The organism is Streptomyces sp. NPDC058701 (assembly GCF_042715295.1).
Taxonomy (GTDB): Bacteria; Actinomycetota; Actinomycetes; order Streptomycetales; family Streptomycetaceae; genus Streptomyces.
On sequence record NZ_JBHXSY010000021.1, the window covers coordinates 64,062 to 88,391 of the forward strand.

20 protein-coding genes are annotated in these 24,330 nt (G+C 73.8%); 10 read left to right on the plus strand and 10 right to left on the minus strand.

What is annotated here, in order from left to right; translation table 11 throughout:
* Nucleotides 1-155: 155 nt before the first annotated feature.
* The gene (locus ACFWW8_RS22525) at nucleotides 156-446 is read right to left on the minus strand and encodes a hypothetical protein (protein WP_386530726.1); all 291 of its coding nucleotides are present in this window, start codon (nucleotides 444-446) and stop codon (nucleotides 156-158) included.
* Between the two features lie 113 nt (nucleotides 447-559).
* On the minus strand, nucleotides 560-937 hold the full coding sequence (locus ACFWW8_RS22530; RefSeq protein WP_386530727.1) for a VOC family protein: 378 nt from the start codon (nucleotides 935-937) through the stop codon (nucleotides 560-562).
* Nucleotides 938-1,172: 235 nt separating this feature from the next.
* Here ACFWW8_RS22530 and ACFWW8_RS22535 point away from each other — a divergent pair, with 235 nt between their 5' ends.
* On the plus strand, nucleotides 1,173-1,376 hold the full coding sequence (locus tag ACFWW8_RS22535) for a cold-shock protein (RefSeq protein ID WP_267719484.1): 204 nt from the start codon (nucleotides 1,173-1,175) through the stop codon (nucleotides 1,374-1,376).
* 143 nt (nucleotides 1,377-1,519) lie between these two features.
* Here the strand turns inward: ACFWW8_RS22535 and fusA are convergent, their stop codons facing one another.
* On the minus strand, nucleotides 1,520-3,634 hold the full coding sequence (gene fusA / locus ACFWW8_RS22540; protein ID WP_386530728.1) for an elongation factor G: 2,115 nt from the start codon (nucleotides 3,632-3,634) through the stop codon (nucleotides 1,520-1,522).
* A 792-nt stretch (nucleotides 3,635-4,426) separates the two neighbouring features.
* Between fusA and ACFWW8_RS22545 the strand changes: the two genes are divergently transcribed.
* From ACFWW8_RS22545 to ACFWW8_RS22555, 3 genes are all read left to right on the plus strand, one after another.
* Nucleotides 4,427-5,374, plus strand: a complete 948-nt coding sequence (locus ACFWW8_RS22545; protein WP_386530729.1) for an AraC family transcriptional regulator — start codon at nucleotides 4,427-4,429, stop codon at nucleotides 5,372-5,374.
* Nucleotides 5,375-5,541: 167 nt separating this feature from the next.
* A complete protein-coding gene (locus tag ACFWW8_RS22550; RefSeq protein WP_386530767.1) occupies nucleotides 5,542-6,384 on the plus strand; it encodes a carbohydrate-binding protein in 843 nt (280 codons plus the stop codon).
* A gap of 239 nt (nucleotides 6,385-6,623) precedes the next feature.
* Nucleotides 6,624-7,184 (plus strand): DM13 domain-containing protein, encoded by a 561-nt coding sequence (locus tag ACFWW8_RS22555; protein WP_386530768.1) that lies wholly within the window; start codon nucleotides 6,624-6,626, stop codon nucleotides 7,182-7,184.
* Between the two features lie 182 nt (nucleotides 7,185-7,366).
* On the opposite strand, the gene ACFWW8_RS22560 is transcribed toward ACFWW8_RS22555, so the two are convergent.
* Entirely contained in the window at nucleotides 7,367-7,894 is a 528-nt protein-coding gene (locus ACFWW8_RS22560) for a TspO/MBR family protein (RefSeq protein WP_386530730.1), read from the minus strand.
* Nucleotides 7,895-8,118: 224 nt separating this feature from the next.
* Between ACFWW8_RS22560 and ACFWW8_RS22565 the strand changes: the two genes are divergently transcribed.
* Nucleotides 8,119-8,658: a flavin reductase family protein gene (locus tag ACFWW8_RS22565; protein WP_386530731.1), complete on the plus strand. Its 540-nt coding sequence runs from the start codon at nucleotides 8,119-8,121 to the stop codon at nucleotides 8,656-8,658.
* Between the two features lie 24 nt (nucleotides 8,659-8,682).
* Here the strand turns inward: ACFWW8_RS22565 and ACFWW8_RS22570 are convergent, their stop codons facing one another.
* Nucleotides 8,683-9,906, minus strand: coding sequence for an aromatic acid exporter family protein (locus ACFWW8_RS22570; protein ID WP_386530732.1), 1,224 nt, complete (start codon nucleotides 9,904-9,906; stop codon nucleotides 8,683-8,685).
* Nucleotides 9,907-10,144: 238 nt separating this feature from the next.
* On the opposite strand from ACFWW8_RS22570, the gene ACFWW8_RS22575 reads away from it, so the two are divergent.
* A complete protein-coding gene (locus tag ACFWW8_RS22575; protein WP_386530733.1) occupies nucleotides 10,145-11,398 on the plus strand; it encodes an NAD(P)/FAD-dependent oxidoreductase in 1,254 nt (417 codons plus the stop codon).
* A gap of 72 nt (nucleotides 11,399-11,470) precedes the next feature.
* Here the strand turns inward: ACFWW8_RS22575 and ACFWW8_RS22580 are convergent, their stop codons facing one another.
* Nucleotides 11,471-12,793: a glycosyltransferase gene (locus ACFWW8_RS22580; protein WP_386530734.1), complete on the minus strand. Its 1,323-nt coding sequence runs from the start codon at nucleotides 12,791-12,793 to the stop codon at nucleotides 11,471-11,473.
* 403 nt (nucleotides 12,794-13,196) lie between these two features.
* Here ACFWW8_RS22580 and ACFWW8_RS22585 point away from each other — a divergent pair, with 403 nt between their 5' ends.
* Nucleotides 13,197-15,251 (plus strand): glycosyltransferase, encoded by a 2,055-nt coding sequence (locus tag ACFWW8_RS22585; protein WP_386530735.1) that lies wholly within the window; start codon nucleotides 13,197-13,199, stop codon nucleotides 15,249-15,251.
* 10 nt (nucleotides 15,252-15,261) lie between these two features.
* Here ACFWW8_RS22585 and ACFWW8_RS22590 read toward each other — a convergent pair whose 3' ends face one another.
* From ACFWW8_RS22590 to ACFWW8_RS22605, 4 genes are all read right to left on the minus strand, one after another.
* The gene (locus tag ACFWW8_RS22590; protein ID WP_386530736.1) at nucleotides 15,262-15,417 is read right to left on the minus strand and encodes a DUF6131 family protein; all 156 of its coding nucleotides are present in this window, start codon (nucleotides 15,415-15,417) and stop codon (nucleotides 15,262-15,264) included.
* A gap of 561 nt (nucleotides 15,418-15,978) precedes the next feature.
* Entirely contained in the window at nucleotides 15,979-17,436 is a 1,458-nt protein-coding gene (locus ACFWW8_RS22595) for an MFS transporter (RefSeq protein WP_386530737.1), read from the minus strand.
* A gap of 273 nt (nucleotides 17,437-17,709) precedes the next feature.
* Nucleotides 17,710-19,083, minus strand: a complete 1,374-nt coding sequence (locus ACFWW8_RS22600; RefSeq protein ID WP_386530738.1) for an MFS transporter — start codon at nucleotides 19,081-19,083, stop codon at nucleotides 17,710-17,712.
* Between the two features lie 947 nt (nucleotides 19,084-20,030).
* On the minus strand, nucleotides 20,031-20,687 hold the full coding sequence (locus ACFWW8_RS22605; RefSeq protein ID WP_386530739.1) for a TetR/AcrR family transcriptional regulator: 657 nt from the start codon (nucleotides 20,685-20,687) through the stop codon (nucleotides 20,031-20,033).
* A gap of 139 nt (nucleotides 20,688-20,826) precedes the next feature.
* Here ACFWW8_RS22605 and ACFWW8_RS22610 point away from each other — a divergent pair, with 139 nt between their 5' ends.
* The 3 genes from ACFWW8_RS22610 (at nucleotide 20,827) to ACFWW8_RS22620 (ending at nucleotide 23,700) form a co-directional block, all read left to right on the plus strand.
* Nucleotides 20,827-21,777, plus strand: a complete 951-nt coding sequence (locus tag ACFWW8_RS22610) for an alpha/beta fold hydrolase (protein ID WP_386530740.1) — start codon at nucleotides 20,827-20,829, stop codon at nucleotides 21,775-21,777.
* Between the two features lie 562 nt (nucleotides 21,778-22,339).
* Nucleotides 22,340-22,831, plus strand: coding sequence for a DUF2243 domain-containing protein (locus ACFWW8_RS22615; RefSeq protein WP_386530741.1), 492 nt, complete (start codon nucleotides 22,340-22,342; stop codon nucleotides 22,829-22,831).
* A complete protein-coding gene (locus ACFWW8_RS22620; RefSeq protein ID WP_386530742.1) occupies nucleotides 22,828-23,700 on the plus strand; it encodes a cytochrome c oxidase assembly protein in 873 nt (290 codons plus the stop codon). The genes ACFWW8_RS22615 and ACFWW8_RS22620 overlap by 4 nt, the downstream gene beginning before the upstream one ends.
* The last annotated feature ends 630 nt before the right edge of the window (nucleotides 23,701-24,330 follow it).

The window sequence follows — 24,330 nt, forward strand, 5'->3', positions numbered from 1 at the left end:
GGCCAGGGCCGGTGCCCGGCGCGTCGCCGCCCCGCGTCCGGCCGTGTGGCCGCGCCCGGCCGGGTCCCCGCCGCGTCCCCTGCGACGACCCCGCCGCGGTCCGGCTCCACCGTGGCCCGCCCCGCGTACGGACCGGTTCAGGCGCACGGGTCGGTTCAGGCGCGCGGGTCGGTGGCGATCTCGTCGCGGATCTGGTTGCGGTGCTCCTCGTACACGAGGTGCGCCTCGTCGCTCGGGACCGCACCCGTGTCCAGGCCGCACAGGCACGTCACCGTGGTCTTGCCGGTGGGTACCCGCCCGGTCCACTGCTGCGCGGGGGTGTCCTGGGAGTCGAGCGCCGTGTCGTGGTTCTCGTAGCGGAGTTTGTGCCGGTACGCGGGCGGGCGCGACTCGCGCGGGAGGGACGCCGGGTCGGTGCTGTCGAGGGTGGATCGGTACTCGCTCATGCGCCCATCATCCCGTGCCGGTGCGCTCCCGCGACAAACCCCCGCCCGGGACACAGCCCGATGGGTGCACCTACGGCTGCCGGAGCGCGTGCCGGCCTCGTCCGGGACGCTCCCTACTCGTCGACCAGAGACAGGACGTTTCCGGCCGGGTCCTTGAACCAGGCGATGGACGGCATGGCGTCGCCCTCCCCGCGGGCGATGCCCTTGGCGTCCTGGTCGAAGCCCGGATAGCGCTCGAAGGCCACCCCGAGGGCCGCGAGGGCGTCGACCCTCTCCTCGATGTCAGCCACTGGGAAGTTCAGCACGGTGAACTCCGCCGGCCGGTGGTCGTCCTTGGGGTACAGCAGCACGGAGCCGCCGCCCCCGAGGTGCAGGAAGAGCATGCCGTGCTCCCGGGTGACCCGCAGACCGAGCGTTCCGCCGTAGAACTCCTCGGCCGCCCCGACGTCGTCCACCGAGAATCCGCTGAATGCCTTCGTGTCCCGGAACATGATCACTCCTGTCTCCGCGTCGGCCCCCTCCCATCTTCCCCCCGGCGGTCCGCGGGCGGCGCGCGGAGTCGCCGGTGGGGGGTCTGCTCGCCGGGTGCGGACGCGGTCCGCGACGAGTTCCGGCGAGCAGGTGTAGACGCCGGACGGTGCGGGGAGGAAGGTGTCGGGCGCCCGACCACGGGCACCCGGGCGGCCCCGATCCGGGCCGCTCGCAGCATTGGACAGAAGGACGAGCATGGCCAGCGGCACCGTGAAGTGGTTCAACTCCGAAAAGGGCTTCGGCTTCATCGCCCAGGACGGGGGCGGACCGGACGTCTTCGCCCACTACTCCAACATCTCCGGCAACGGATACCGCGAACTGACCGAGGGCGAAACGGTGTCGTTCGACATCACGCAGGGCCAGAAGGGCCCCCAGGCGGAGAACATCATCCGCGCCTGAGCCCCCGCCCCACCCCCGCTCGACGACGGCGCCCGCACCCCTCCGGTGCGGGCGCCGTCGTCGTACGGGAAGGTGCCGGGCGGCCCCGGGCCCCGGCGGCCCCGGCCGGGGGGCACCTCGGCCCTGAGCCGCCCGGCGCGCGGCTACCGGTCCAGCACCACGCTCGCGACCGGGGCCGGAACCGGCGCGAGGCCGGCCGGGCGGGTGGTGAACGTGCCCCGCCCCCGGGTGCGGCCGCGCAGCCGCGAGGCGTACCCGAACAGCTCGGCCAGCGGCACGGTCGCCGTGATCACCGCCGTGCCCGACTCCGCGGTGGACCCCGAGACCCGCCCGCGGCGGGCCGCGAGGTCCCCGAGGACGCTTCCCACACCGTCCTCGGGAACGGTCACCGTGACCTCCACGACCGGTTCGAGCAGCTCCACCGCGCTCGCCCGCAGCGCCTCGCGCAGCGCGAACCGGCCCGCGGCGCGGAACGCGAGCTCCGAGGAGTCCTTGGAGTGGACCGCCCCGTCGGTGAGCGTGACCCGCAGGCCCGTCACCGGGTACCCGCCGAGGGGCCCTTCGGCGAGGGCGTCCCGGCAGCCGGCCTCGACGGCACGCGCGTACTCCTGCGGCACGCGGCCGCCGCCGACCACCGAGCGGAACGTGAAGCCCGCGGCGCCGCTCGGCCCGACCTCCTCGGCGGGCTCGACGTCGATGACGACGTGCGCGAACTGGCCCGCGCCACCGTCCTGTTTGACGTGCCGGTAGACCAGGCCCGACACGCCGCGCACGACGGTCTCCCGGTAGGAGACCTGCGGCCTGCCCACGACGACCTCGACCCCGTGGCCGCTGCGGATCTTCTCCACCGCGACCTCCAGGTGCAGCTCGCCCATCCCCGACAGCACGGTCTGCCCGGTCTCGGCGTCGGACCGCACCGCCAGCGACGGATCCTCCTCGACGAGCCGCGCCAGCGCCGACGCGAGCCGGCCGGTGTCGGCGCTGCCGCGGGCCTCGACGGCGACCGACACCACCGGTTCCGCCACCGACGGGGGTTCGAGGACCAGCGGCGCCCCCGCCGCGCACAGGGTCGTGCCCGCCCGGGCCGCCTTCAGCCCGATCACGGCGACGATGTCACCGGCGACCGCCTCCTCCCGTTCCTCGTGCCGGTCGGCCTGCACCCGCAGGATGCGGCCCACCCGCTCCGTACGGCCCGTCCCGGCGTCCAGTACGGACCCGCCCTTGCGCAGGGTGCCCGCGTACACCCGCAGGTAGGTGAGCCGCCCGGTCGCGGTCGCCGTCACCTTGAAGGCGAGCGCCGTGAACGGCTCCCGCGGATCGGGGGCGCGCTCCTGTTCCGTGCCGTCCGACAGGCCCCGTACCGGCGGCATGTCGGCGGGCGACGGCAGGTACGCGAGGACGGCGTCGAGCAGCGGTTCGATGCCCCGGTTGCGGTATGCCGAGCCGCACAGCACGACCACGCCGTCGCCGCGCAGCGTCAGCTCCCGCAGGGCGCGCGCCAAGGTCGTGCCGCTCAGCGCCGAGGTCGCGCAGAACTCCTCCAGCGCGTCCGGATGGAGCTCGGCCACGGTCTCCTCCAGGAGCCGGCGCCGCCGGCCCGCCTCCTCGCGCAGCGGTTCGGGGACCGGGCCCGCCTCGTACGCGTCGGAGCCCGCACGCCAGAGCAGCGCGCGCATCTCCAGGAGGTCGACCACACCGGTGAAGCCGTCCTCCCGCCCGACGGGCAGCTGGACCACCAGCGGGACCGTGCCCAGCCGGTCGCGGATCGAGGCGACGGCCGTGTCGAGGTCGGCGCCCGCCCGGTCCAGCTTGTTGACGAAGGCGATCCGCGGGACCCCGTGCCGGTCGGCCTGGCGCCACACCGTCTCGCTCTGCGGCTCGACTCCGGCGACGGCGTCGAACACCGCGACCGCCCCGTCGAGGACCCGCAGGGACCGCTCGACCTCGTCCGAGAAGTCGACGTGCCCCGGGGTGTCGATCAGGTTGACGCGGTGTCCGCCCCAGGTGCAGCTGACGGCCGCGGCGAAGATGGTGATGCCGCGGTCGCGCTCCTGGGCGTCGAAGTCGGTGACGGTCGTGCCGTTGTGGACCTCGCCCCGCTTGTGGATGGCGCCGGTCGCGAACAGGATCCGTTCGGTGATCGTGGTCTTGCCGGCGTCGACGTGGGCGAGGATGCCCAGGTTGCGGACGGTGGTCTGGGCGGTGGCAGTGGCGTGGGCGGGGGAGGCGGTGGCGAACGGTCGCCGGTCGGTGCGCATGGCCCGAAGCCTTTCGAACGATGGGAAGGGGGCGGCGCGATTCCCCGACGACGGTCCCCACGCCCGCCCCCCCTGCCGGTCCACGGGCCGTGCGCGCCGGTGCCCCGCGGAGGGGAGCACCGGGCGGCGGGCCGCGGCGTGACCGTGCCGCCGGGACGGAGTCCGGGCGTACGGGACGGAGGGGGCGTGAGGAGCGGACGCTAGGCGTGCGTCAGGGGCGTACGGTGCCGGCCGCGCGGCCGGCACCGCGCCCCGTGAGACACCGGGATCACGTCGTACCGGGACGGGGGAGCGAACGCGGCGGCGGTGCGGTGCGTGCACATGGTCCGGCTCCCCTTCTCTTCACTCGGTTCGAGGCGCGCGCCGACCTGTCGGTAGCGCGTGTGGTGAGTGTAGAGAGCGAAGTGCGCCCGGGGCACGGGGTTTTCGCACGGGCCTTTCGTGCGGGCCGGGGCAGACCGAGGGCCCGGGGAGTGAAGGTCTTCCCGGGCCCTGGGCCGCGTACACCGCGGGGGACGCGGGTGTGTTTCTGCGACATCAAGAGAAACGATCCGCCGCGGCTCGGGTTACGCGGCTCGGGTTACGCGGTTCGGGTCACGCGGTTCGGCGGAACTCCTCGTGCAGCGGCGGCCGGAGGGCGCGGACGTGTGCGCGCCGGAGTGCGCACACGACCGGCCGGTCCGGTGGCCGCGGCGTGTCCCCCCGGGCGGGCGCACCGGTGGCGGGTCCTGGTCTGGACCAGTCGGCGGGCCGGTCGCAGACTGTCCCGATGAACCCGTTACGGACCACCTCGTGAGCACGCACCGGACCGGCGAACTGCCGCTGCACCGACTGGAGGTCCCGTTCCCGCACCTCCTGCCCTTCGCCATCGGATCCTTCGACTCCATCGGGCCGCTCTCCCGCGCGAGCTTCCCGCACCGGCACGCGTTCTACGAGATCGTCCACGTCACCGGCGGCCGCGGCGCCCACGTGCTCGATCTCGCCCACCGGCCCCTGGACCCGCCGCACTTGTGCGTGATCACGCCCGGCCAGGTCCACCACTGGGAGGACGCCGACGGACTCACCGGCCGGGTGATGCTCTTCAACGAGGACTTCCTCCTCTCCCACCCCGACGACGCCACCGCCCTGGACCTGCTGGCCGACCGGCCGTGGCTGCCCCTGAGGAACCGCCAGGACGGGATCCCGGAACTGCTGGCCGAGATGGAGCACGAGTACCGGACCTTGCGCACGGGGTACGCCGGGGTGCTCCGCGCCTACCTGCACATCCTGATCGTCCGGGCCCTGCGCAACCGCGAGCCGGGCCCGGGGCGGGGAGCCGCCGCTGCCCCGGGGCGTGCCGCCGAGCTGGCCGCCGCCTTCACCCGTCTGATCGCGTCCCCGGGCGGTACGGAGTCCTCCGTGGCCTCTTGCGCGAAGGAGCTGGGTGTGTCCGCCGGGCACCTGCACGCGCTGGTGAAGGAGGCCACCGGCCAGACCCCGGGCCGGCTGATCCGCCGTCGGCAGACCTTGGAAGCCAAGCGGCTGCTGGCCCGTACCGACCTCACGATCAGACAGGTGGCACGGGACACGGGCTTCGCCGACCCCGCGTACTTCTGCCGCTTCTTCCGGCGCGAAACCGGCCTGACCCCCGGGGACTACCGGGCGGCGATCGGCCCGGGAACCCACCCGCAGGGCGGAGGAATTCACCACGATCCCCGGATTGCGTCCATCGCGGCCGCCGCGACGGAAACCGTAGGTTGACGCCGAGGGTCCGGGCGAGCGGGTGCGCGCCTCCCGCCCCCGGGCCGCGCCCCACCGCGGCCCGGGGGTCCGGATCAGCCCTCCACCTTCCCCCGCCCCACGAGTGAGAAGGAGACCGACCCGTGCCAAGCCCCGGAGAAGACGCCACCGACCCGTCACGGCCCGCACTGCCGGACAGCCTCCCCGCCCCCACCGTCCGGCCGGGCCGCCTGAGCCGCAAGAGCTTCCTCAAGGCCGCCGCCCTCGCCGCCGGCACACCGCTGCTCATCGGCGGGGGAGCGGCCCTGGCCCGCGACCAGCGCGGGTCCGGCGCCGTGCCCGGACTGACCCCCGCCTGCGACGACGGCGACCACCCCACCGTGCCCCAGACGGAAGGCCCCTACTTCAAGCCGAACTCCCCGCCGCGCACCTCCCTGGTGACCGCGTCCACCCCGGGCACGCGGCTCACGGTCAGCGGATACGTCTTCGGCCGGGCCTGCCTGCCCGTCGCGGGCGCCCTGCTCGACTTCTGGCAGGCCGATGTGAACGGAGCGTACGACAACACCGGGTTCGCGTTCCGGGGCCACCAGTTCACCGACGAACAGGGCGCGTTCCGGCTGACGACCATCGTGCCGGGGCTCTACCCGGGGCGCACCCGGCACCTCCACGTCAAGGTTCAGGCCCCGGGCCGACGGGTGCTGACCACCCAGCTGTACTTTCCGGGGGAGCCGCGCAACTCCACGGACTCGATCTTCGACGCCCGGCTGCTGATGAACGTACGTCAGAACGGCCCGGGGAAGGAGGGCACCTTCGACTTCGTCCTGGACGTCCCGCAGACACCGTCGCCTTCCCCCACCGCGACGACCCCCGGCCCGAGCACCCCGCCCGCGGGTACCTGGGCGCCGGGGACCGCGTACCGAGCCGGTGACCGGGTCACCTACGGAGGGACGGCGTACACCTGCGTCCAGGGGCACACCGCCGTGCCCGGCTGGGAGCCTCCGAACGTCCCCGCCCTGTGGCGCCGCGGCTGAGCTGCCCCTCGCCCGCGCTCCCGGGCCGGCCGGCGCGGAGACCGACTCCGCGCCGGCCTGCACCGCGGCGGGCGGGGTTCGAGGGGCGGGCCCGCCCGGGTCGGGCACGGCAGCGATCCGGATGGAGGGCCGGTGCGGACCGTGTAAGGATTCCGTCATCACCTCTGACCTGGTGTCACGTGCCCCGGACCCGTTGAATACGGGGAACGGATCCCTTCGAGGAGGCAACACCAGTGGCAGTGGCAGAGACGAAGCGGCGCCGCGGCAGGCTGTTCACCGGCGGCCTGGTCGCCGGGACCCTGGTGGCGGGGGTGGGGCTGTACTGGTTCCAGCCCTGGAAGCTGTGGCAGGACACGACCGTCAGCGACGCGCTGCCGACCGCGCCGGCGGCCGTGGCCCCGCCCGGAGCCGCGTCCCCGACCGTTCCCGCCGCCACGCCGGCCACGCCGGCCACGCTGTCCGGTGGGACGTTCACCAGCCACGAGCACGCCACCACGGGCAAGGCCGCCCTCATCCGGCTGCCCGACGGCTCCCACACGCTGCGGCTGGAGGACCTCGACACCAGCGACGGGCCGGACCTGCGGGTGTGGCTCACCGACGCCCCGGTCCTGGAGGGCGTCGCGGGCTGGCGCGTCTTCGACGACGGCGCGCATGTGAGCCTCGGCAAGCTGAAGGGCAACAAGGGCGACCAGAACTACGCCCTCCCGGCCGGCGTGAACCCGGCGGACTACACGAGCGTCACCATCTGGTGTGACCGCTTCGACGTCTCCTTCGGCGCGGCGGCCCTCACCGGCGTCTGACCTCGGATGCGGATGCGGCGGGCGGCGGCCCCGTCAGGCCGTCGCGTACGGCGGACGAACGGTGGGCGCCGCGCGGTCGGCGCCGTCGGGGCCGCGCTGGGCGCCGGCGAGCCGGCGCCCGTCGGCCATGGTGAGGAGAACGCCCGATATCCGGCATGGGCGGGGTGCCCGCCCGCCCCCGGCTACGTGTTCAGCTGCCAGACGGCCGCATTGAGGGCGGCCGCGAAGGCCACCCACAGCAGGTAGGGGAAGAACAGGAGCGCCGCCGTGCGGCTCAGACGCCGGAAGAGGACCAGCGTCGTGGCCACCGCCGCCAGCAGCAGCGCGATGTCCAGCAGGGCGAGCCCGTACTGGCGGGCGCCGAAGAACAAGGGCGTCCAGGCCAGGTTGAGGGCGAGCTGTACACCCCACCAGGCGAGGGCGCGCCGGGCGCGCGAACGGTCCGGGTGGCGCCAGACCAGCCACCCCGCGACGGCGATCGCGGCGTACAGGACGGTCCACACCGGGCCGAACAGCCAGGCGGGCGGCGCCCACGCCGGTCGTCGCAGCGCCCCGTAGACGTCGCCCGCGTCGGCGGAGGCGAGGGCGCCCAAGGCGGCGACGCAGAAGGTTACGGCGAGGAAGGCGGCGAGGGCCGCCCAGCTCCTCGCCCCACCGCGCCGCGCGGGGGTCGGGGTCGGCGTCGGTGTCGGTGTCGCGGATGCTGCCACGGCTGTACTCCTGGGGGTCGGCGTGCTCCGGGGTCGTGACGCCCGCGCGGATGTGACTGCCGCACCTGCCTCACGTCCTTCCTTCTGTCCCGGGGCGCCCGTCGGATTCGCCACCGCCGGGGGAACGCGCCGCGGCAACCACGTCGGCCGGTCGCCCCGGCGCACGCTTGACCGGAGGTAACGCGGGCAGCCGCCCCGTACGGGACGCACCACGAGGAGCCACTGTGACGGATCTGGACGCCTTCACCGTAGATCTGGACGGTCCGATGTACGTGGTCACGGCCGCCGCCGGGGACCGCCGGGCGGGCTGCCTGGTGGGCTTCGCCTCGCAGTGCTCGATCCACCCCCCGCGGTTCGTGGTCTGGCTGTCCACTGCCAACCACACCTACCGCGTCGCCCGTGATGCCTCCCACCTGACCGTTCACCTGTTGCGCGCGGACCAGAAGACGCTGGCCGAGAGGTTCGGGAGCCGGACCGGGGACCGCGTGGACACGTTCGCCGGGACGGCCTGGCGGCCCGGGACGGAGGGCAGTCCGGTCCTCGTGGAGGCCGACACCTGGTTCACCGGCCGCGTCGAGGGACAGATCGAGGGCGGCGACCACGTGGGCTTCCTCCTGGCTCCCGTGGCGGAGGGCCGTCCCCGTCCCGACCAGGGCGGGCCCGCCGGGGACGGTCCCGCCCGAGAGCGTCCCGCCGGGGGCACGCGCCCCGCCCCGCTCCGGTACGGCGACGTCCGGGACGTGGAGCCCGGCCACGCGCCCTGACCCGGAGCTCCCGCACCCGCCCGCTCACCGGGAGCGGGTGAGGGACCGGGTGAGGGAGCGGGTGCGCCGGGTGAGGCGGTGCAGGCGGGGATAGCGCTCGCGGCGCGCCCGCGCGTGCCGGTCCAGCTCCTCCATCAACCGCTCGGAGCGCTTCTCCACGCTCAGCTCGTCCAGTACGCGGTCCGCCTCGGCGAGCAGGGCCCCGTACAGCTGCCACTGCCCGGGGTTGCGTTCCATCTCCTCCGGCAGCAGGGCGGCGAGGCGCTCGCGGCTGTGGCGGGCGGTGGCCAGTTCCTCGGAGAGCCGGGACTCGGCCGCCTCCGCGTTGGCGCTGACCTGGGCCGTGATGAGCTGGGCGAAGGACTCCACCGCGACCGCCGTGTGCTGGTACAGGTCGTTGAGCGCGAGGGCCGTCTTCGGCGGGAAGAGCGGCTCGTCGCCGCGATACCGGGCGAGGTCGGTGAGCGTACGGCAGGACACGCGCAGCACCACCGCGCAGATCTCCAGCGTGTCCAGCCCGGTGCGCAGCACCAGCCGGAAGAGGAGACCTTCGCGGACGCGCGGATTGAGCCGCAGGCTGTCCTCGGCCTGCCGCAGCGCGCCGTCGACCTCGGCGATGTCGTTGTCGAGCCGGCGGGCCTCGTGGAGGCGGGCGGCCGCCTTCTCCACCGTCGTCGCATCGCCCGACTCGTCGCCGATGTGCAGCAACAGGGTGCGCATGCGCGCGGCCAGGTCCGTGATGGCCTCGCTGGCGGGACCGACCCAGACCGGCGGGACGAACAGGACGTTGAACGCGAGGCCGACCGCCGCGCCGATCAGCGTTTCCAGCACCCGGTCCCAGGCCGTGTCCGCGACCCGCGTCACGCCGAGGACCAGCATGGCGCTGATCGCCACCTCCGGGACGAACTCGCCCGCCTTGACGACCCGGCCGACGACGAGCGACGCCAGGATGATCAGGCCCAGGCTCCACCACGTCAGTCCGACCAGGGCGCTGAAACCGATCGCGAGGAGCACCCCGGCGACGACCGAGTTCACGCGCCGGACGCCCGTCGTGAGCGTCGTGTACAGGGTCACCTGGACGACGAGCAGCGCGGTCAGGGGCGCCGTCAGCGGAGCCGGCTCGCTGCTGAGCCGCAGCGCGATGACGTAGGAGACGACCGCGGCGGCGGTCGACCGGACGGCCTGGACGACGGCCGGCTCCCGGTACCGGCGTACGAGGTGCAGCAGACGGGCAGTTGCATGTGTCATACGCCGTGCCTGCCCCGATCAGGCGAAACCATCACCGCGGAGTTCACCCGGTCCGCCCGCGGCCGACGGCGCGGCGGGCCGGCGCACCGGGTCCGCGGCGGTCCCGGAATGGTCCTGGCACGGGTCCCGGAGCGGATCCCGAGCGGACCGGGCGTGCATCCCCCGGGGCGTCGGCGGGGGAATGGACCGGGTATCCGGTACCCAGGAGTACGGGGACGGACGGAGAGCGGAGGACACCGTGGACACGCGTCGGACGAGTCGGAACGTACTGGTCGTCGGAGCGGGCCTGGCGGGGCTGGCCTGCGCCCGCGACCTCGCGGCGGCCGGGCTGCCGGTACAGGTACTGGAGGCCGGTGACGCCGTTGGCGGCCGGGTCCGCAGCGACCGGGTGCGGGGCTTCGTCATCGACCGCGGGTTCCAGGTCTTCAACACGTCCTACCCGCAGGTCAAGGCCCGGATGGACCTGCGGGCCCTGAGGCTCTCGCCGTTCACCCCCGGAGTGGTGACCCATACGGGCGAAGGGCGGATGCGCCGGCTCGTCGACCCGAGCCGGCGCCCGCGCGAGGCACGCGGACTGCTCGCGAGCGGCGTGTCCCTCCGGGACCTGGCCGCCCTCGGCGCCCTGGCCGCGCGCGACGTGTGCGCCCCGGCGGCGCTGCTCCGCAGGGGCGGCCGGGAGCGTACGACCCTCGAAGTGCTGCGCGGGGCCGGGTTCTCGGAGACGTTCGTCGAGGAGTTCTTCCGGCCGTTCCTGTCCGGGGTGTTCCTGGAGGACGGACTGGAGACGTCGGGCCGCGTCTTCCACCTCGTATGGCGCAGCATGCTGCGCGGCACCCTGTGCCTGCCCGCCGCCGGCATCGGGGCGGTGCCCGCGCAGCTGGCCGACGGCCTGCCCCCGGGCACGGTCCGCCTGGAGACCGCCGTCACCGCGCTCACCGACGACGGCGTGCTCACCGCGGAGCACGGCGAACTGGCGGCCGCCGCCGTGGTCGTGGCCACCGGGCCGGGTGTGGCCCGGCGCCTGCTGGACGGTGTCGAGCCGCCCCCGTACCGGACCGTGACGACCTGGTACCACGCGGCACCGGGCCTGCGCGGGTACGGTCCCGACCTGGTCACGGACGTGGCGCGCCGGTTCCTGAACACCTGTGTCCTGAGCGAGGTGTCGCCCGGCTACGCGCCCGCCGGGACGTCCCTCGTCGCCACCTCCGTGCTCGGGACCGGCTCGTCCGGCACCGGGACGGCGCTGCTCGGGACGCTCGCGGAGGTGTACGGGACGGACTCCGCCTCGTGGGAGGAGGTGGCCGTGCGCACCGTCGAGGAGGCGCTGCCGGCGATGACGGGCCCGTGGCCGCTCTCCCGCCCCGCCCGGCTCGGCGCGCACCGGTACGTGTGCGGGGACCACCGTGCCACCGGCTCGGTGCAGGGCGCGCTGGCCTCGGGGGCCCGGGCGGCCCGCGAGGTCCTGGCGGACCTCGGCGGTCCGGCACGCTGACGTCCCGCCCCGCGCGGCGTGCCCGCTCCGTACGTCCTGCCCCGCGCGGCGTGTCCGCTCCGTACGTCCCGCTCAGGCCATCAGCGCCACCAGCCGCCGGGCCGCCCGGGCCGGGCCCAGCGAGCGGACCTGACGGCTCAGGCCCGCCAGACCGTGCCCCGGGGCGTCCAGCAGCGCCGACACGGCCCTGCCCACGTCGTCGGGGCGCAGCCCGTGCGGGTCCAGGCACAGGCCGGCGCCCGCCCGCTCGGCGTCGTGGGCGATGGCGAACTGGTCGCTGGAGAACGGCAGCACCAGGGCCGGAACCCCGGCGGCCAGGCACTCGGTGAAGGAGTTGTTGCCGCCGTGGTGGACCATGGCGTCCACCCGTGACAGCAGGGCCTGCTGGGGGACGGTCGCCGCGATCGCCGTACGGGGTCCCGCCAGGTGCGCGAGTACGTCGGCCCGGTCGCCCGCGGCCAGGACGACCGACACGTCCGGCCGCGCGGCGAGGATGCCCCGGCACACCGTCTCCAGCACGTCCTCCCGCGCCGAGAGGAAGGTGCCGAGCGCCACCAGCACCACGCGGCGGCCGGCCCGCCGCAGCCTGCGCAGTTCCGTCTCCCAGAACGGGCCCGGGCCGGCCGCTTCCGCGCGCGTGCAGTGCCCGCTGAAGACGTACCGGGGGTCCTGCGCAGGCCCGGGCAGCCAGTCCAGCCGCGGATAGTTCAGGACCACGGCGTGCGGGGAGCTGAGGGCGAACGCCCGGCCCGGCGCGGGCCGGTGCGGTGTGTGGCGCGCGGCGAACGCGGCGAACAGCTCGGTGAAGGCGATGTCGTTGGCCTGCGCCTCCCGGCGCAGTGCGAGGAGGTCCGCCGCCGGTGGCCGCACTGCCCGCGGCCAGGCGTACGGCACCCCGAACAGGGCGCCCGCGGAGTGCGTGAGGTAGCTGGGGTGTCCCGGGCAGAACGTGGCGTACGGGAGGCCCAGGCAGTGCAGCGCGAGCGTGACCGCGTAGCTCAGCTGGTCCACCACGTACCAGTCGGCGGGCCACCGTGCGTGCAGCGCCCGCAACTCCGCCAGGACGCGTTCGGGCTCCGCGAGCATGTCGGCCCGGCGGTGACGGGCCTGGGCGAGCAGGGCGGGAACGGCGCCCGCGCGGGTGGCGTCGAGGAACTCCTCCAGGCGCGCCGCCTCCTCCCGGCCCTGCGCCGTGCGCCGGGCGATGCCGGTGTTCGCGTTGCGGGTGACCGTCAGCGGTGTGAAGTCCACGCCCGCGGCCCCGGCCAGGGGTGCGAAGGCCTCGGCGCAGGCGAAGCGCACCTCGGCCCCCGCGGCCCGCAGCTCGCCGGCCAGTACGGACAGCGGCTGTGCGTGGGACCGGAAGGGGGGTGCGATCACGTGGACGCGGGGCATGCGGGGCTCACTTCCGTAGGTTCGGCTCCGGGCTTGCGGCCCTCGGCACGGGTACGCGGTATCCGGCACTCGGCACTCGGCACTCGGCTGCTCTTCCGCCGCCCGGCCCGCCGCGGAGGCACCGTCCGGCAAAAGGGGCCCCGCCGGGCCGAGCCCGGCCCCGGGGGGTGCCGGTGCGGGCCGGGCGACCGGTCCACCGCGCCGGGTCCGCGAAGCCCGCCCGGGGCCCGCCCTCGGTTCGCGTGCCGACGGGCCGCGGCGAGGGCCTCGGCCACGCAGCGGCCGGTGGCCGGCAGCAGGACGTCCGCCCCGTCGCGCAGCAGCCGGGGGGCCGTCCGCATCCGAAGCCGCCGGGTCGGCGGAAGCACGGGTGACCCCCCACCCGAGCGAGAGAGCAGGCCCCGTGGACTCAGCCGCCCCGCAGGACCGGCCCGATCCGTTCGTCGCCGTCCGCCACGCGTTCTGGACGCCCGGCGCGTCCCGGGGGCTCCCGCTCCCCGCCGGTCCGCTGGCCCCCTATCTGCGGGCCGAGTACCTCCCCTCCGGGCAGTTCGGCGCCCTCTCCGATCCCGTCGACCGCCGGATCGCCCGGATGCGGCGGTCCCTGCGCCTCGGCCTGGCCACGCCCCCGGAGGAACTCGTGGCCGCCGCCCGGTGCGGGGACCGGCGCACCCGCGCCACGGTCACCGAGGCGTGGCCGGACTCCCTGCGCCGCTACGGTGCCGAACGCGCCCGGCGCGCCCTGGGCGACGAGCTGCCGCGCTGTACGGATCCCCGTACCGCCGCGCTCCTCCTCGACCTGGCCACGGCGGGCCGGCTGAGGCCCCTGGACGCCGTCCGCTGGGCGCGGCTGCGGGAACGGGAGCCCTTTACGGCCCGTCCCGCCCGGCACGCCCTGTGGCGGCACCTCGCGCGGCACCCGCACGACCGTGGCCTGCTGCCCGCACCCCAGACGGCCGCCGACCCGTACGAACGGCTCCTGCTCGCCGCCGTGTCGGGCGCGCGGCTGCTCGACCCGCCGCGGATCCCCGGGGGCGGGGGGCTCCTGGTCGTCCAGTCCATGCTCCTCGGCGCCATGGACAGCCCCGGGGAGGGGGCCAGCGGCGGTCTCGGGGTGCTCCTGGGGAGCCTGGGCGACGCGCTCGCGTGCACCGCCCCCGTCGATGCGGTCGTTACCCTCGTGACCGGCGGGGGTGGCGACCCGGACCGGGAGCCGGGTCAGGGGCTCCTGCGGCCGCGCGGCCCCGGGCACTGGACCCTTGGCCTGCCCGCCGACACCCACGCGGGGACCGAAACCGCCGCCGACACCGCGGGCGCGGTCGCCTGGTGGACGGGACGGCTCCTGGGCGAGCTGCCCCGTCGGCCCGACCTGGTGCACGTCCGGTATGCCGACGACGGCTCCCTGGCCGTCGCGGAGGCGGCCCGGCGGCTGGGGGCCCGCGTGGTGTTCACGGCCACACCGGACCCGCACCGCCGCGTGAGCGAACGGCACACGGGGGACGGGGTCCGTACGGCGGCCGACCGGGAAGAGCTGCGCCAGGACCTGCACCGCGTCTTCGCGGCCGACCGGCTGGTCGAGCGGGCCGACGAGGTCGTCGGGATCCCGGGCCCCGGCGGCACGGCCGAGCTGGTCCGCCACTTTCCGCAACTCGCGGGCGTACGGGGCGGCAGGGGCCCCGCCGCGCCGCCGGAGGGCATCACCGCCCACCGGTCCCACCCCGACGAGCGCCCGCGCGGCGAACGGCTGCTGGAGCTGCTCTTCGGCGCCGGCGACCGGCCGTCGGCGCTGGACCCGGCGGCCCGGGGACTGCCGCTCCTGCTGACCGTCGGCCGGCTGCACCCGCTCAAGCAGCAGCACGTGCTGGTCCGGGCCTGGATCGAGTCCGGGATGCACCTGCGCTCCACGCTGGTCGTCGTCGGCGGATCGGCCCGCGCGGACACGGCGGACGACGCGGAACGCGAGGTGCGCGCCGCCATCGCGGGCCTGCGCGCGGCCCACCCCGAGGCCGCCGCCCGCCTCGCCCTGGTCCCCGCCCTGCCCAACGCGGAGGTGCGCTGCCTGGAACGGGCCCTTGCCCGGTCCGCCACCACCGGCCGGGCCCACTACGTCTGCCCCAGCGCCAAGGAGGAGTTCGGCATCGCCGTCCTGGAGGCCATGGAGGCGGGTCTGCCCGTCGCCGCGACGGGCCGCGGGGGCGTCCCGCACTACCTCCGGGACACGGTCAACGGCCTGCTCCTGGACACGTCCTCGGCCGCGCGGCTGGCACAGGGGGTGGAACGGCTGCTCGCGCTGCCGGACGGCGATGTCGCGGCGATGACGGCGCGGGCGGCCGAGACCGTCCGGGGTGACTACTCGATCGAAGCAGCCGCGTCGGCGTTCGCCTCGGTCTACGCCGGCCTGGCCCGGGCGGCGGAACGCGAAGGCCTCCCGGCCCGTGGCCGGGAGGCCTTCGCGTGAGACCGGACGACTACCAATAGTGACGCCTCCCGCCGACCGCGTGACCGACGGACCCCATGATCAACAGGATGACACCGATGACCAGCAGGATGATGCCGATGGTCCAGAGGATGGAGATGCCGAGGAGCCAGCCGACGATCAACAGGATGATTCCAAGTGCGATCATGTCTTTTCTCCCATCTCGCGATCGGCTTCTGCCCCGTCCCGGCGACGGCATGCCTGCGCGGGATCCCGGGGCCCGATCAGGCGGGCGGGACCTGCCCGGTACGGCCCGTTCCCCGTGCGCGGCCCCCGCGTACGGGGCCCCTCGCGGCCCGAAGCGCTGCAGGAACGGTGCGCCAGGCCCGCGCCCCCGGACGCTCGCATACTGGTGGACAGCGGCCACCGGAGAGCGGCTGCACGGGACCCGGGGGTGGTCGCCTGCGATGGCGCGGCGGCTTTGACCAGCCGTGCGGTCACCGCGCGGAGGCGGACTGCGGCAGCCGGAGGCCGGCTTGTGCTGGGGCTGAAGGTCTCCGAACGGCCGAACAGTCCGACGTCGTCGGCCCCGGCCCAGGCCTGCCCGACCTCTCGTCTCGTCCGGCACACCTCGGGGCACCGAGCCGCTCGAACAGGGCCCGTACCCGGCCACTCGGAGAGCCGGGTGCGGGGTGCATCCCCCTACCTTCGTCAGTGGCCTCTTGCTGGGGGAGGGCGACAGCGCGGGGCACGCCGCTCTCCCTGTCAGTCAGCTGGAGTGGGTCGCCTTGGGGAGTAGGAGCATCAGCACCGACATGGTGATGAGGGTGCCGATGACGTACCAGAGGCTGGTGGCGAAGGCGGTGTTCACAGCGGGGCCTCGGGTGCCGGCGCTGAGGTGGTTGAAGAGGATGACGCTGGTCAGGGCGGTGCCGAGCGCGATGCCGAGTTGGGTGGCGGTGTTGAAGAGGCCGGAGGCCGATCCTGCGTCCTTGTTGGGGACCCTGCCGAGGGTGAGGTCGGCGAGGGGGGCGCCGATCATGCCGAGGCCGAGGCCGACGACGAGCATCGGGGCCGCGGCCAGCACGGTTCCCATCCCGGTGCCTTCGGTGGTGATGAGCTGGTGGTAGCCGGCCAGGGTGGCGGCAGCGAGCAGCGCTCCGGCTTGAGGGACGGCTCGTCCGTAACGGGCGACGAGGCTCATGGCGAACCAGGCGCCGCCCATCTCTCCCAGGGAGGCGGAGACGAACCCGGCGGCGGCCTGGCCCGGGGTGAGGCCGAGGCCGTCTTGTATGAACAGGGACCAGGATAGGAAGAACACCCCGGACAGCAGGCCGAACGCCAGCTGTGTGGCAAGCCCGGCACTGAAGGCGCGGCCGGTGAACAGGGACAGGACAACCAGGGGCGAGTCGCCCTGACGGGTCTTGGCCTTCTGCTGGGCCACGAACAGCGCCACGATGAGCAGGCCGGTGCCCATCGTCGCGAATGTCCAGGCGGGCCAGCCGTGGTCGCCGCCCACGGTGAGCGGGAGCGTGATCAGCAGCAGACCGAGCGCGGACAGGAGCATGCCGCAGGGGTCCAGTCGGCGGGCGGCGCGGTCGCGGGACTCGGGCAGGAAGCGTCGGCCGAGGACGACGGCGCCGATCCCGATGGGCAGGTTGATCAGGAAGATCGGGCGCCAGCCGAGGCCGAACAGGTCGGCCTGGGTGAGGACTCCGCCCAGGACCGGGCCGGTGACGCTGCCGAGCGACATGACGGTTCCGTACAGCCCGAACGCCTTTGCCCGGGAACCGTCGTTGAAGGTGACGTGGAGGGTGGCCAGGACCTGCGGCACCATCGCCGCGGCCGCCGCGCCCTGGAGGACGCGGGCGGCGATCAGCAGCTCGGGGCCGGTCGCGATCCCGCACAGCAGCGACGCGAGGGTGAAGACGGCGGTCCCGGTCAGGAAGACCCGCCTGCGGCCGTAGAGGTCGCCGAGCCGGCCGCCGGTGATCAGGCCGAGGGCGAAGGTCAGGGTGTAGGCGGCGTGGATCCACTGGAGGGCGGCGGTGGTGGCGCCGGTGTCGGCGGCGATGGTGGGCAGTGCGGTGTAGACGACGGAGCCGTCGAGGGCGTTCATCAGCTCGGCGGTCAGGACGACGGCGAGGGTGACGACCCGGGTACGGCCCGCGGCGCGGACTGCGCCCTGCGGCGGGCTGCTGATGGTCTGGTGGGTGTCGTGGGACACGGGAGGAGTTCCTGTTCCGGTGCGTTCGGGGATGCGGGCAGGCCAGGGCCGCCACGCACGCCGACAGCGCACGGGAAGAAGGGGCCCAGGCCGAAGCGAGGCCGTCATTTCCGGCATGCCGATGCGGCACCGCGGGGGTGCTGTCCGTGCCGGAAGGGACGGCTACCGGGCCTGGGCGATACGTCATCACCTCACATCGACTGCGGCGGAACACATCCGCCAAGGGGAAAGGGGGCCGGCGGCCCACCCGGTGAGGGCGGGCCGCCGACGGGGTCAGGCGGTGGCCTTGGACGGCTTGGGGAGCCGGAACATGAGCGCCCACATCACCGCGAGGGCGGCGATGACGTACCAGACGCTGTCAGCGAAGGCATCGGTCACGGTGGTGCCGTGGCTGCCCGCGGGGGCGTACTGGAAGAACACCACCGAGGCCATCGCGATGCCGAGGGCGGTGCCGAGCTGCATGGCGGTGTTGAACAGTCCCGCCGCGGATCCCGCGTCCTGGTGGCCGACCTGACTGAGGGTCAGACCGGCCAGACCCGCGCCGACCATGCCGAATCCGGCGCCGACGAGGATCATCGGGGCGACGGCTGCCGCGAACGGCATCCCGGTCTGCTGGGCGGAGACCAGCAGCTGGTAGCCGACCAGGGTGAGCGCGATGAGGACCGCGCCGGTCTGCGGCACGCGCCGCAGGTGACGGCCCGCCCATGTGGAGGCGAGCATGGCGCCGGCCATGCCGCCGATGGAGATGGCGACGGACGCGGGGGCGAACTGTCCGGGTGTGAGGCCGAGGCCGGACTGCATGAACAGCACCCACGTCAGCAGGAACGTCCCGGAGACCAGCCCGAAGACCAGCTGGGCGGCGAGCCCGCCGGCGAACGCCTTGCTCTCGAACAGGGACAGCGCCACCAGCGCGGAGCCGTCCTTGGCGGTCTTGGCCCGCTGCTGCGCCACGAACAGGGCCAGCACGACCACACCCGAGGCGAGCATGCCCAAGCTCCAAACGGGCCAGTCGTGCTCGCCGCCCACGGTGAGCGGGTAGGCGATCAGCAGCATGCCCGCGGCCGAGAGCAGCATGCCCAGCGGGTCCAGGCGCCGGGCCTGCTGCTCCCGGGACTCCGGGAGGAACCGGAGGGCGAAGAGCACGGTGGCCAGGCCGATGGGCAGGTTGATCAGGAAGATGGCCCGCCAGCCGAGACCTGCGATGTCGGCGGCGGTCAGGACCGCGCCCAGGACGGGTCCCAGGACGCCGCCCAGCGACATGATCATGCCGTACATGCCGAAGGCCTTGGCCTGGGACTCGCCCTGGAAGGTCACCGCGATGACGGCCATGACCTGCGGCACCATCGCCGCCGCTCCAGCCCCCTGCAGGGCCCGCGCGGCGACCAAGAGCTCAGGGCTCGTCGCGATCCCGCACAGCAGCGACGCCAGCGTGAAGACGGTGGTGCCGGCGATGAAGACCCGCTTGCGCCCGAACTGGTCGCCCAGGCGCCCGCCGGTGATCAAGGCGAGGGCGAAGGTGAGGGTGTACGCGGCGGGGATCCACTGCACCGCGGCGCTGGTGGCGCCGGTGTCCGCCTGGATCGACGGGAGTGCGGTGTGGACGATCGAGCCGTCGAGCGCGTTCATCAGCTCGGCGATCAGCACCACGACCAAAGCGATCGTGGCGGCCCGGCTGGCCCCGGTGGGGCGTGGGTGGCCGGTTGTATGGGTGTCGGTTGACACGGAGAAGAGTCCTGTTCGCGTACAGAAGGAAAAAGGGGCAGGCCTGGGCATGCCCCCGCACGCCGACAGCGCGACAGGGGGGAAGCAGGGTGCAACGGGCCCAGGCCATGAGGGGGCACCGCCGTCGAGGCATGCGTCAGTTGTCCGCCATGGCGGACAACTGGAAAAGAGCCTCAGAACGAGCGGCTACTTACTTGGCCTGGGAGATACGTCATCACCTCGAAACACAGCGCCGGGCCCCGGAACGGGCACCGACGGAACTGAAACAGGCTAGGCGGGCCCCGGGCCTTCCCGCAACGCAATATCTCGCCCCAGCCCGTCATGCCTGGTCGTGGGGTTGCTCGTCACGTGCCGGCGGCCGTCGGGCGGGTGGCCGCCATGGCCTCGTCGTATGCGGCGAGCGTGCGGTACAGGGTGGGCCGGCCGGTGTCGAGGTGCCCGGCGATGGGGGCGGCCCAGCCCGGCCTCGGCGCCTGATGCCGGACGACGCGAGGTGGAGATCGTCCGCTGGGTACTCACACATCCTCCAACGCGGTCGGGCCGATCGAGGTCACCGGGCGCAGACATCCGCGGTGGTCGCGGCGGCTTCGTCGTACGTGGCGAGGGTGCGGTAGAGGGTGGAGTGGCCGACGCCGAGGTGCTTGGTGATGGCGGTGCCGGACTCCGCGGCGTCGCGGCGATGCAGGGCGACGGCGAGGACGTCGCCGTCGACCGCGGACGGGCGGCCGCCGTGGTTGCCGTTGGCCCCGGCGGTGTCCAGGCCGATCAGGGTCCGGGATCAGGCTGGGCGGGTGGACTTCCCGCTCGCAGTCGTGCTTGCCCGTCCGGCGCCCGTGCTGTCGCGCGGGTCCGGGCACTGGTACGAGCCGACATCATGAACAGGTGTTGGGGTCTGTCCGTTGTCCGGCGTCCGGGGGCGTGTGGCCGCTGGCGTTGAAGATGCGGTCGAGGTGGTGGCGGAGTACGGCGATAGCTGACTCTGCTGTCCGTTGGGCGACGAGGATGCTGGTGCCCATGGTCGCGGTCATGGCGAGCAGGCTGATGGCCTCGGTGCGTGCGTCGGCGCCGGGATCGGCCAGACCTGCCGCCTGGGCTCCTTCGATCAGGCCGGTGAGCGCATTCTCGGCCGCGTCGGGGTTGTCGATGAAGGGCTGGGCGGCGAGTGCTCCGTCGGTCACGGACAGGATCGAGTAGGAGCTGTACAGGAGGTGGAAGGTCCGGCTCTCCTCGTCGGTCGGCAGGGATGCCAGCAGCAGCGCCTCGATCGTCGCGCGTGGGCCCGGGTCCGGGCCGGCGGCGGCCAGGCGGGCGCCCACGCGGGCGGTGAAGCGGTCGGTCAGGTGCTGGAGTCCGTAGAAGAGCAGCTTCTCCTTGGTCTCGAAGTAGTACTGCACGAGCCGGAGGGATACGCCGGCCTCGGCGGCCACGTCGCGCATGCCGACGGCGTGCAGCCCTCGCCGCCCCGCGACCTGGATGAGCGCTTCGGCGATCTGGGCGCGCCGTTCCTCGTGGTCCACGCGCTTGGGCATCAGTGCTGTCTCCGGCCGTGGGTGGGGTGGGTGGTTCAGGGCTCACAGTCCGGCTCGGTCCGAACATCTTCATGGTACCGCCGTATCAACACTGTGGTACGTTCGTATCACGAAAAACGGATCTTCCTGGAGGTGCCCCGTGCCCGAGAACGCGCCCCGAGTGCGACGAGACATCGGCCGCTACGTGAGCGACGAGCTGCGCGACCTCTACTTCGCCACCTGCGACGTCCTCTACGCCAAGGGAGCGCCCGTCCGCTCCGAGACGGACGTCGAGACGAGCTTCGGCACCACCCACGTCTACCGGTACGGTCCCGCCGACCCGGCAGCCGCGTCACGCACGCCCGTGGTCCTGATACACGGTTCGGGCGGTTGCTCCGCGCAGTGGTACCCCAACACCCGCGCGCTGAGCGCCGAGCGCCCCGTCTACGCCCTCGACACTCCCGGCGACCCCGGCCGCAGCGTCCAGCGCGAGCCCATGTGGCAGCCCGAGCGCGCGGCGCAGTGGATGGATGAGGCCCTCGACGCGCTGGGCCTCGACAAGGTCCACCTCGTCGGCTCCTCGTACGGCGGCTGGCTGGTCATCAACCAGGCCCACCTTCGGCCCGAACGCCTCGCCTCGGTCACCGCCCTCGACCCGGGCGGCTTGGAGAAGGTGGGGCTGCGCTTCTTCGTATGGATCTTCGCCAGCCTCTTCGCCACCTACGCCCCCAAGGCGTGGCGACCGCGACTCGCCAAGTGGCTGGAGCAGCCGGTGATCATCGTTCCCGAGCTGCGTACGTGGATCCAGGCTGGCGTGAAGGCCTTCAAGATCCGCCGCCCCGCGCCGCTGCCGCTGTCGGACGCGGAACTGGGTTCCATCCGGACGCCGTTCTACCTGATCATGGGCAAGCGCAGCCTGCTCGTACACCCCAAGCGGCAGCTGGAGCGCGTACCGCGTCTGATGCATGGCGCCCGCGCCGAGATCATCGCCGCGACCGGCCACGGGCCGCAGATCGACCACCCCGACCTGGTCAACGCCCGGATGCTGAGCTTCATGGAGGACGTCGACTCCCTCGATCCGGTGGCGGTACCCGGCCCTACGGACGCGTAGCCGCGAGGGCCGCAGACGCGGACTGTCCCACAGTGAGCCTCCTCCAACCCCCTGGTCGGGTCGGTGGGCGGCGGGCACGCCGGCATGCCGACGGTCCAGGTTCTGGGCCGGTCCGAGGAGTCGAACCGGGTCCCGTACGGCCCGGACTCAGGAAACCTTCGGGCGCCCGGCGGCCTCGGGTCGCCAGACATCGAGGTCCAGGGCCACGTGAGGAAGTCACCCTCCATACGGATGAACGACGTCGGGATCCTTGACCCCCGCGGCGAACTCCTCGGCGCGGACGTCGTCTTCAACCGCTTCGCGAGGCCCGAAGATGACCCAGGGCGTCTCCGGCTTGGCCACATCGAACAACGCGGTCAGCGCGGCCTGGTCGAAGTGCAGGGCCCCGTTCCCCGCAAGGGGGTGCCTGCATGCTGTGCGGCCACCCGCTGCCGGGGTTGTCCCCATGCAGCCGTGGCCACGTCGACGTCACCCGAATGCAGCGCCCCGCGCGCACGAACCGTGGGCTGGGGTAGGCGTACTCAAGCAGCAGACCGATCTTCGGCACGGCGGAAGGCACTTCATGAGCTCATCGGCCCATCCGCACACGGTCCCCGGCGTTCGGCCTGAACCGCGCAGGTCGATGGTGGTGTGCGGTCTGATCGGGGTGGCGGTGATGGCCGCGGTGGATGAGATCGTCTTCCATCAGATCCTGGGCTGGCACCACTTCTACGACCGGTCGACCCCCGGCGTGGGGCTCATGTCCGACGGACTGCTGCACACGGCCGAACTGCTGGCCCTGGTCGCCGGGTTCTTTCTGTACGCCGATCTGCGCCGCCGCCGCGCGCTGGCCCCCGCCCACGCCTGGGCCGGGTTCGTCCTGGGCCTGGGGATGTTCCAGTTGTTCGACGGGATCGTGGACCACAAGCTGCTGCGCCTGCACCAGATCCGCTACGGCGTGGACGTCACCCCCTACGACTGGGCCTGGAACTCCGCCGCGGTGACCCTGCTGCTGCTCGGCACAGCGCTGGCCGTCCGCGCGGCGCGTGGCAGCCGGCCGAGCCCGACGACGTGATCTTCGCGCACGTCCATTCCGGTCCTGCCCCGGGCCGCGGGCTGACCGAGCTGATCGCGGTGGTGGCCGCGGTCCTGGTCACCGTCGCCTATCTGGGGGCCGCGCGGCGTCTGCGCCGGCGCGGGGATGCCTGGCCGTGGTGGCGGGATGCGGTGTTCTGCGCCGGCGGCTTCGCGGTCGTCTGGGCGACCGTGGGCCCGCTGCCGGGAAGGCCCTTCACGACGCACATGGTCCAGCACGTGATCGTCGGGATGGCGGTCCCGTTCCTGCTCGTCCTGGCCCGCCCCTTCACCCTCGCCCTGCGCGCCCTGGCTCCCGGGCCGGCGCGTCGGGGGGTCATCGCGTTCGCCCGGTCCCGTCCCGTTGCCTGGCTGGTCTTCCCGCCCTTGGCCGCACTGGTGGACGTCGGGGGGCTCTGGGTGCTGTACCGCACACCGCTGATCGCCGCCGTACGGCACGAGCCGTGGCTGCACGCTCTGGTCAACGCACACGTCCTGGCGGCCGGGCTGCTGTTCACCGCCGCCATCTGCCAGCTCGACCCCGTGAACCACCGCTGGAACGTCGCCGTGCGCGGGGCGACGCTGCTGGCCGCCGGCGCCGCGCACGGAGTCCTGGCCAAGACTCTCTACTCCGTGCCACCCCCCGGCACCGCGTTCGCGCCGGCAGATCTGCGAGCCGGAGCCCAGGTCATGTACTACGGCGGCGACCTGCTCGAAGCCGCGCTCGCCACGGTCGTGGCCGCGGTGTGGTACGGGGCCGGCGGCCGGACTCAGCAGCGGCGGCTCCGTCGGCCGGACGGGGGCCGTGAGCCCTGTGCCCTGACCCCTGCGACCGGTCGCAAGGCCCATCCGAGTGGGCAGGTCACCTGACTGTGGCCGTAGAGCTCGAAGGCAGGGCCGTTCGGCGCGGCCGGCATGGCGGCTTGCCCAGGGCGGGGGTGACGGTGACTGCGGTGCCGACACTTATGTCGGCCTGCGCCGTGTCTCTTCGTAGAGCCTTCATGTCCGAACGCAGCACTGTCCCGCGCAGCATGACCGATGCGGGGCCCGCCGCGTGGTTCGCAGGGCCGTTGAGGGGGACCGGTGGGCCTGGACTGCGCGGCCAAAGGCCACAGCGACAGTCAGCGCGACAACGCCCAGACCGCCCCGCCTGCGTCGACTGGGCGAAGTGGACCCCGGTCAGCGCCCCAGCCATCGGCGTGCACCTCGCCGGTACCAGCGGCCTGCTCGCCGTCGAGGCGACCCGCGTCGTCACCCAGCAGGGGGTGGCCTCCTCCACCTGGCCCAGAGGGCCCTGGCCGCCACGGCTTACGCCCATCCTTGCGGGAAGACGTAAGCGCTGGGATCGACCGGCTGACCGCCCGGACCCGGGGAGACGACGGTGTTCGTCTCTGTGGCCAGGCTGCCCATGCTTGCTGACGAACCACGGGCCGACGACGTCTGGGAGTTGCGGGCGGCCGCGGGTCAGTGCCTGCCGCGTCCAACTGCCGCGCGGCAGCG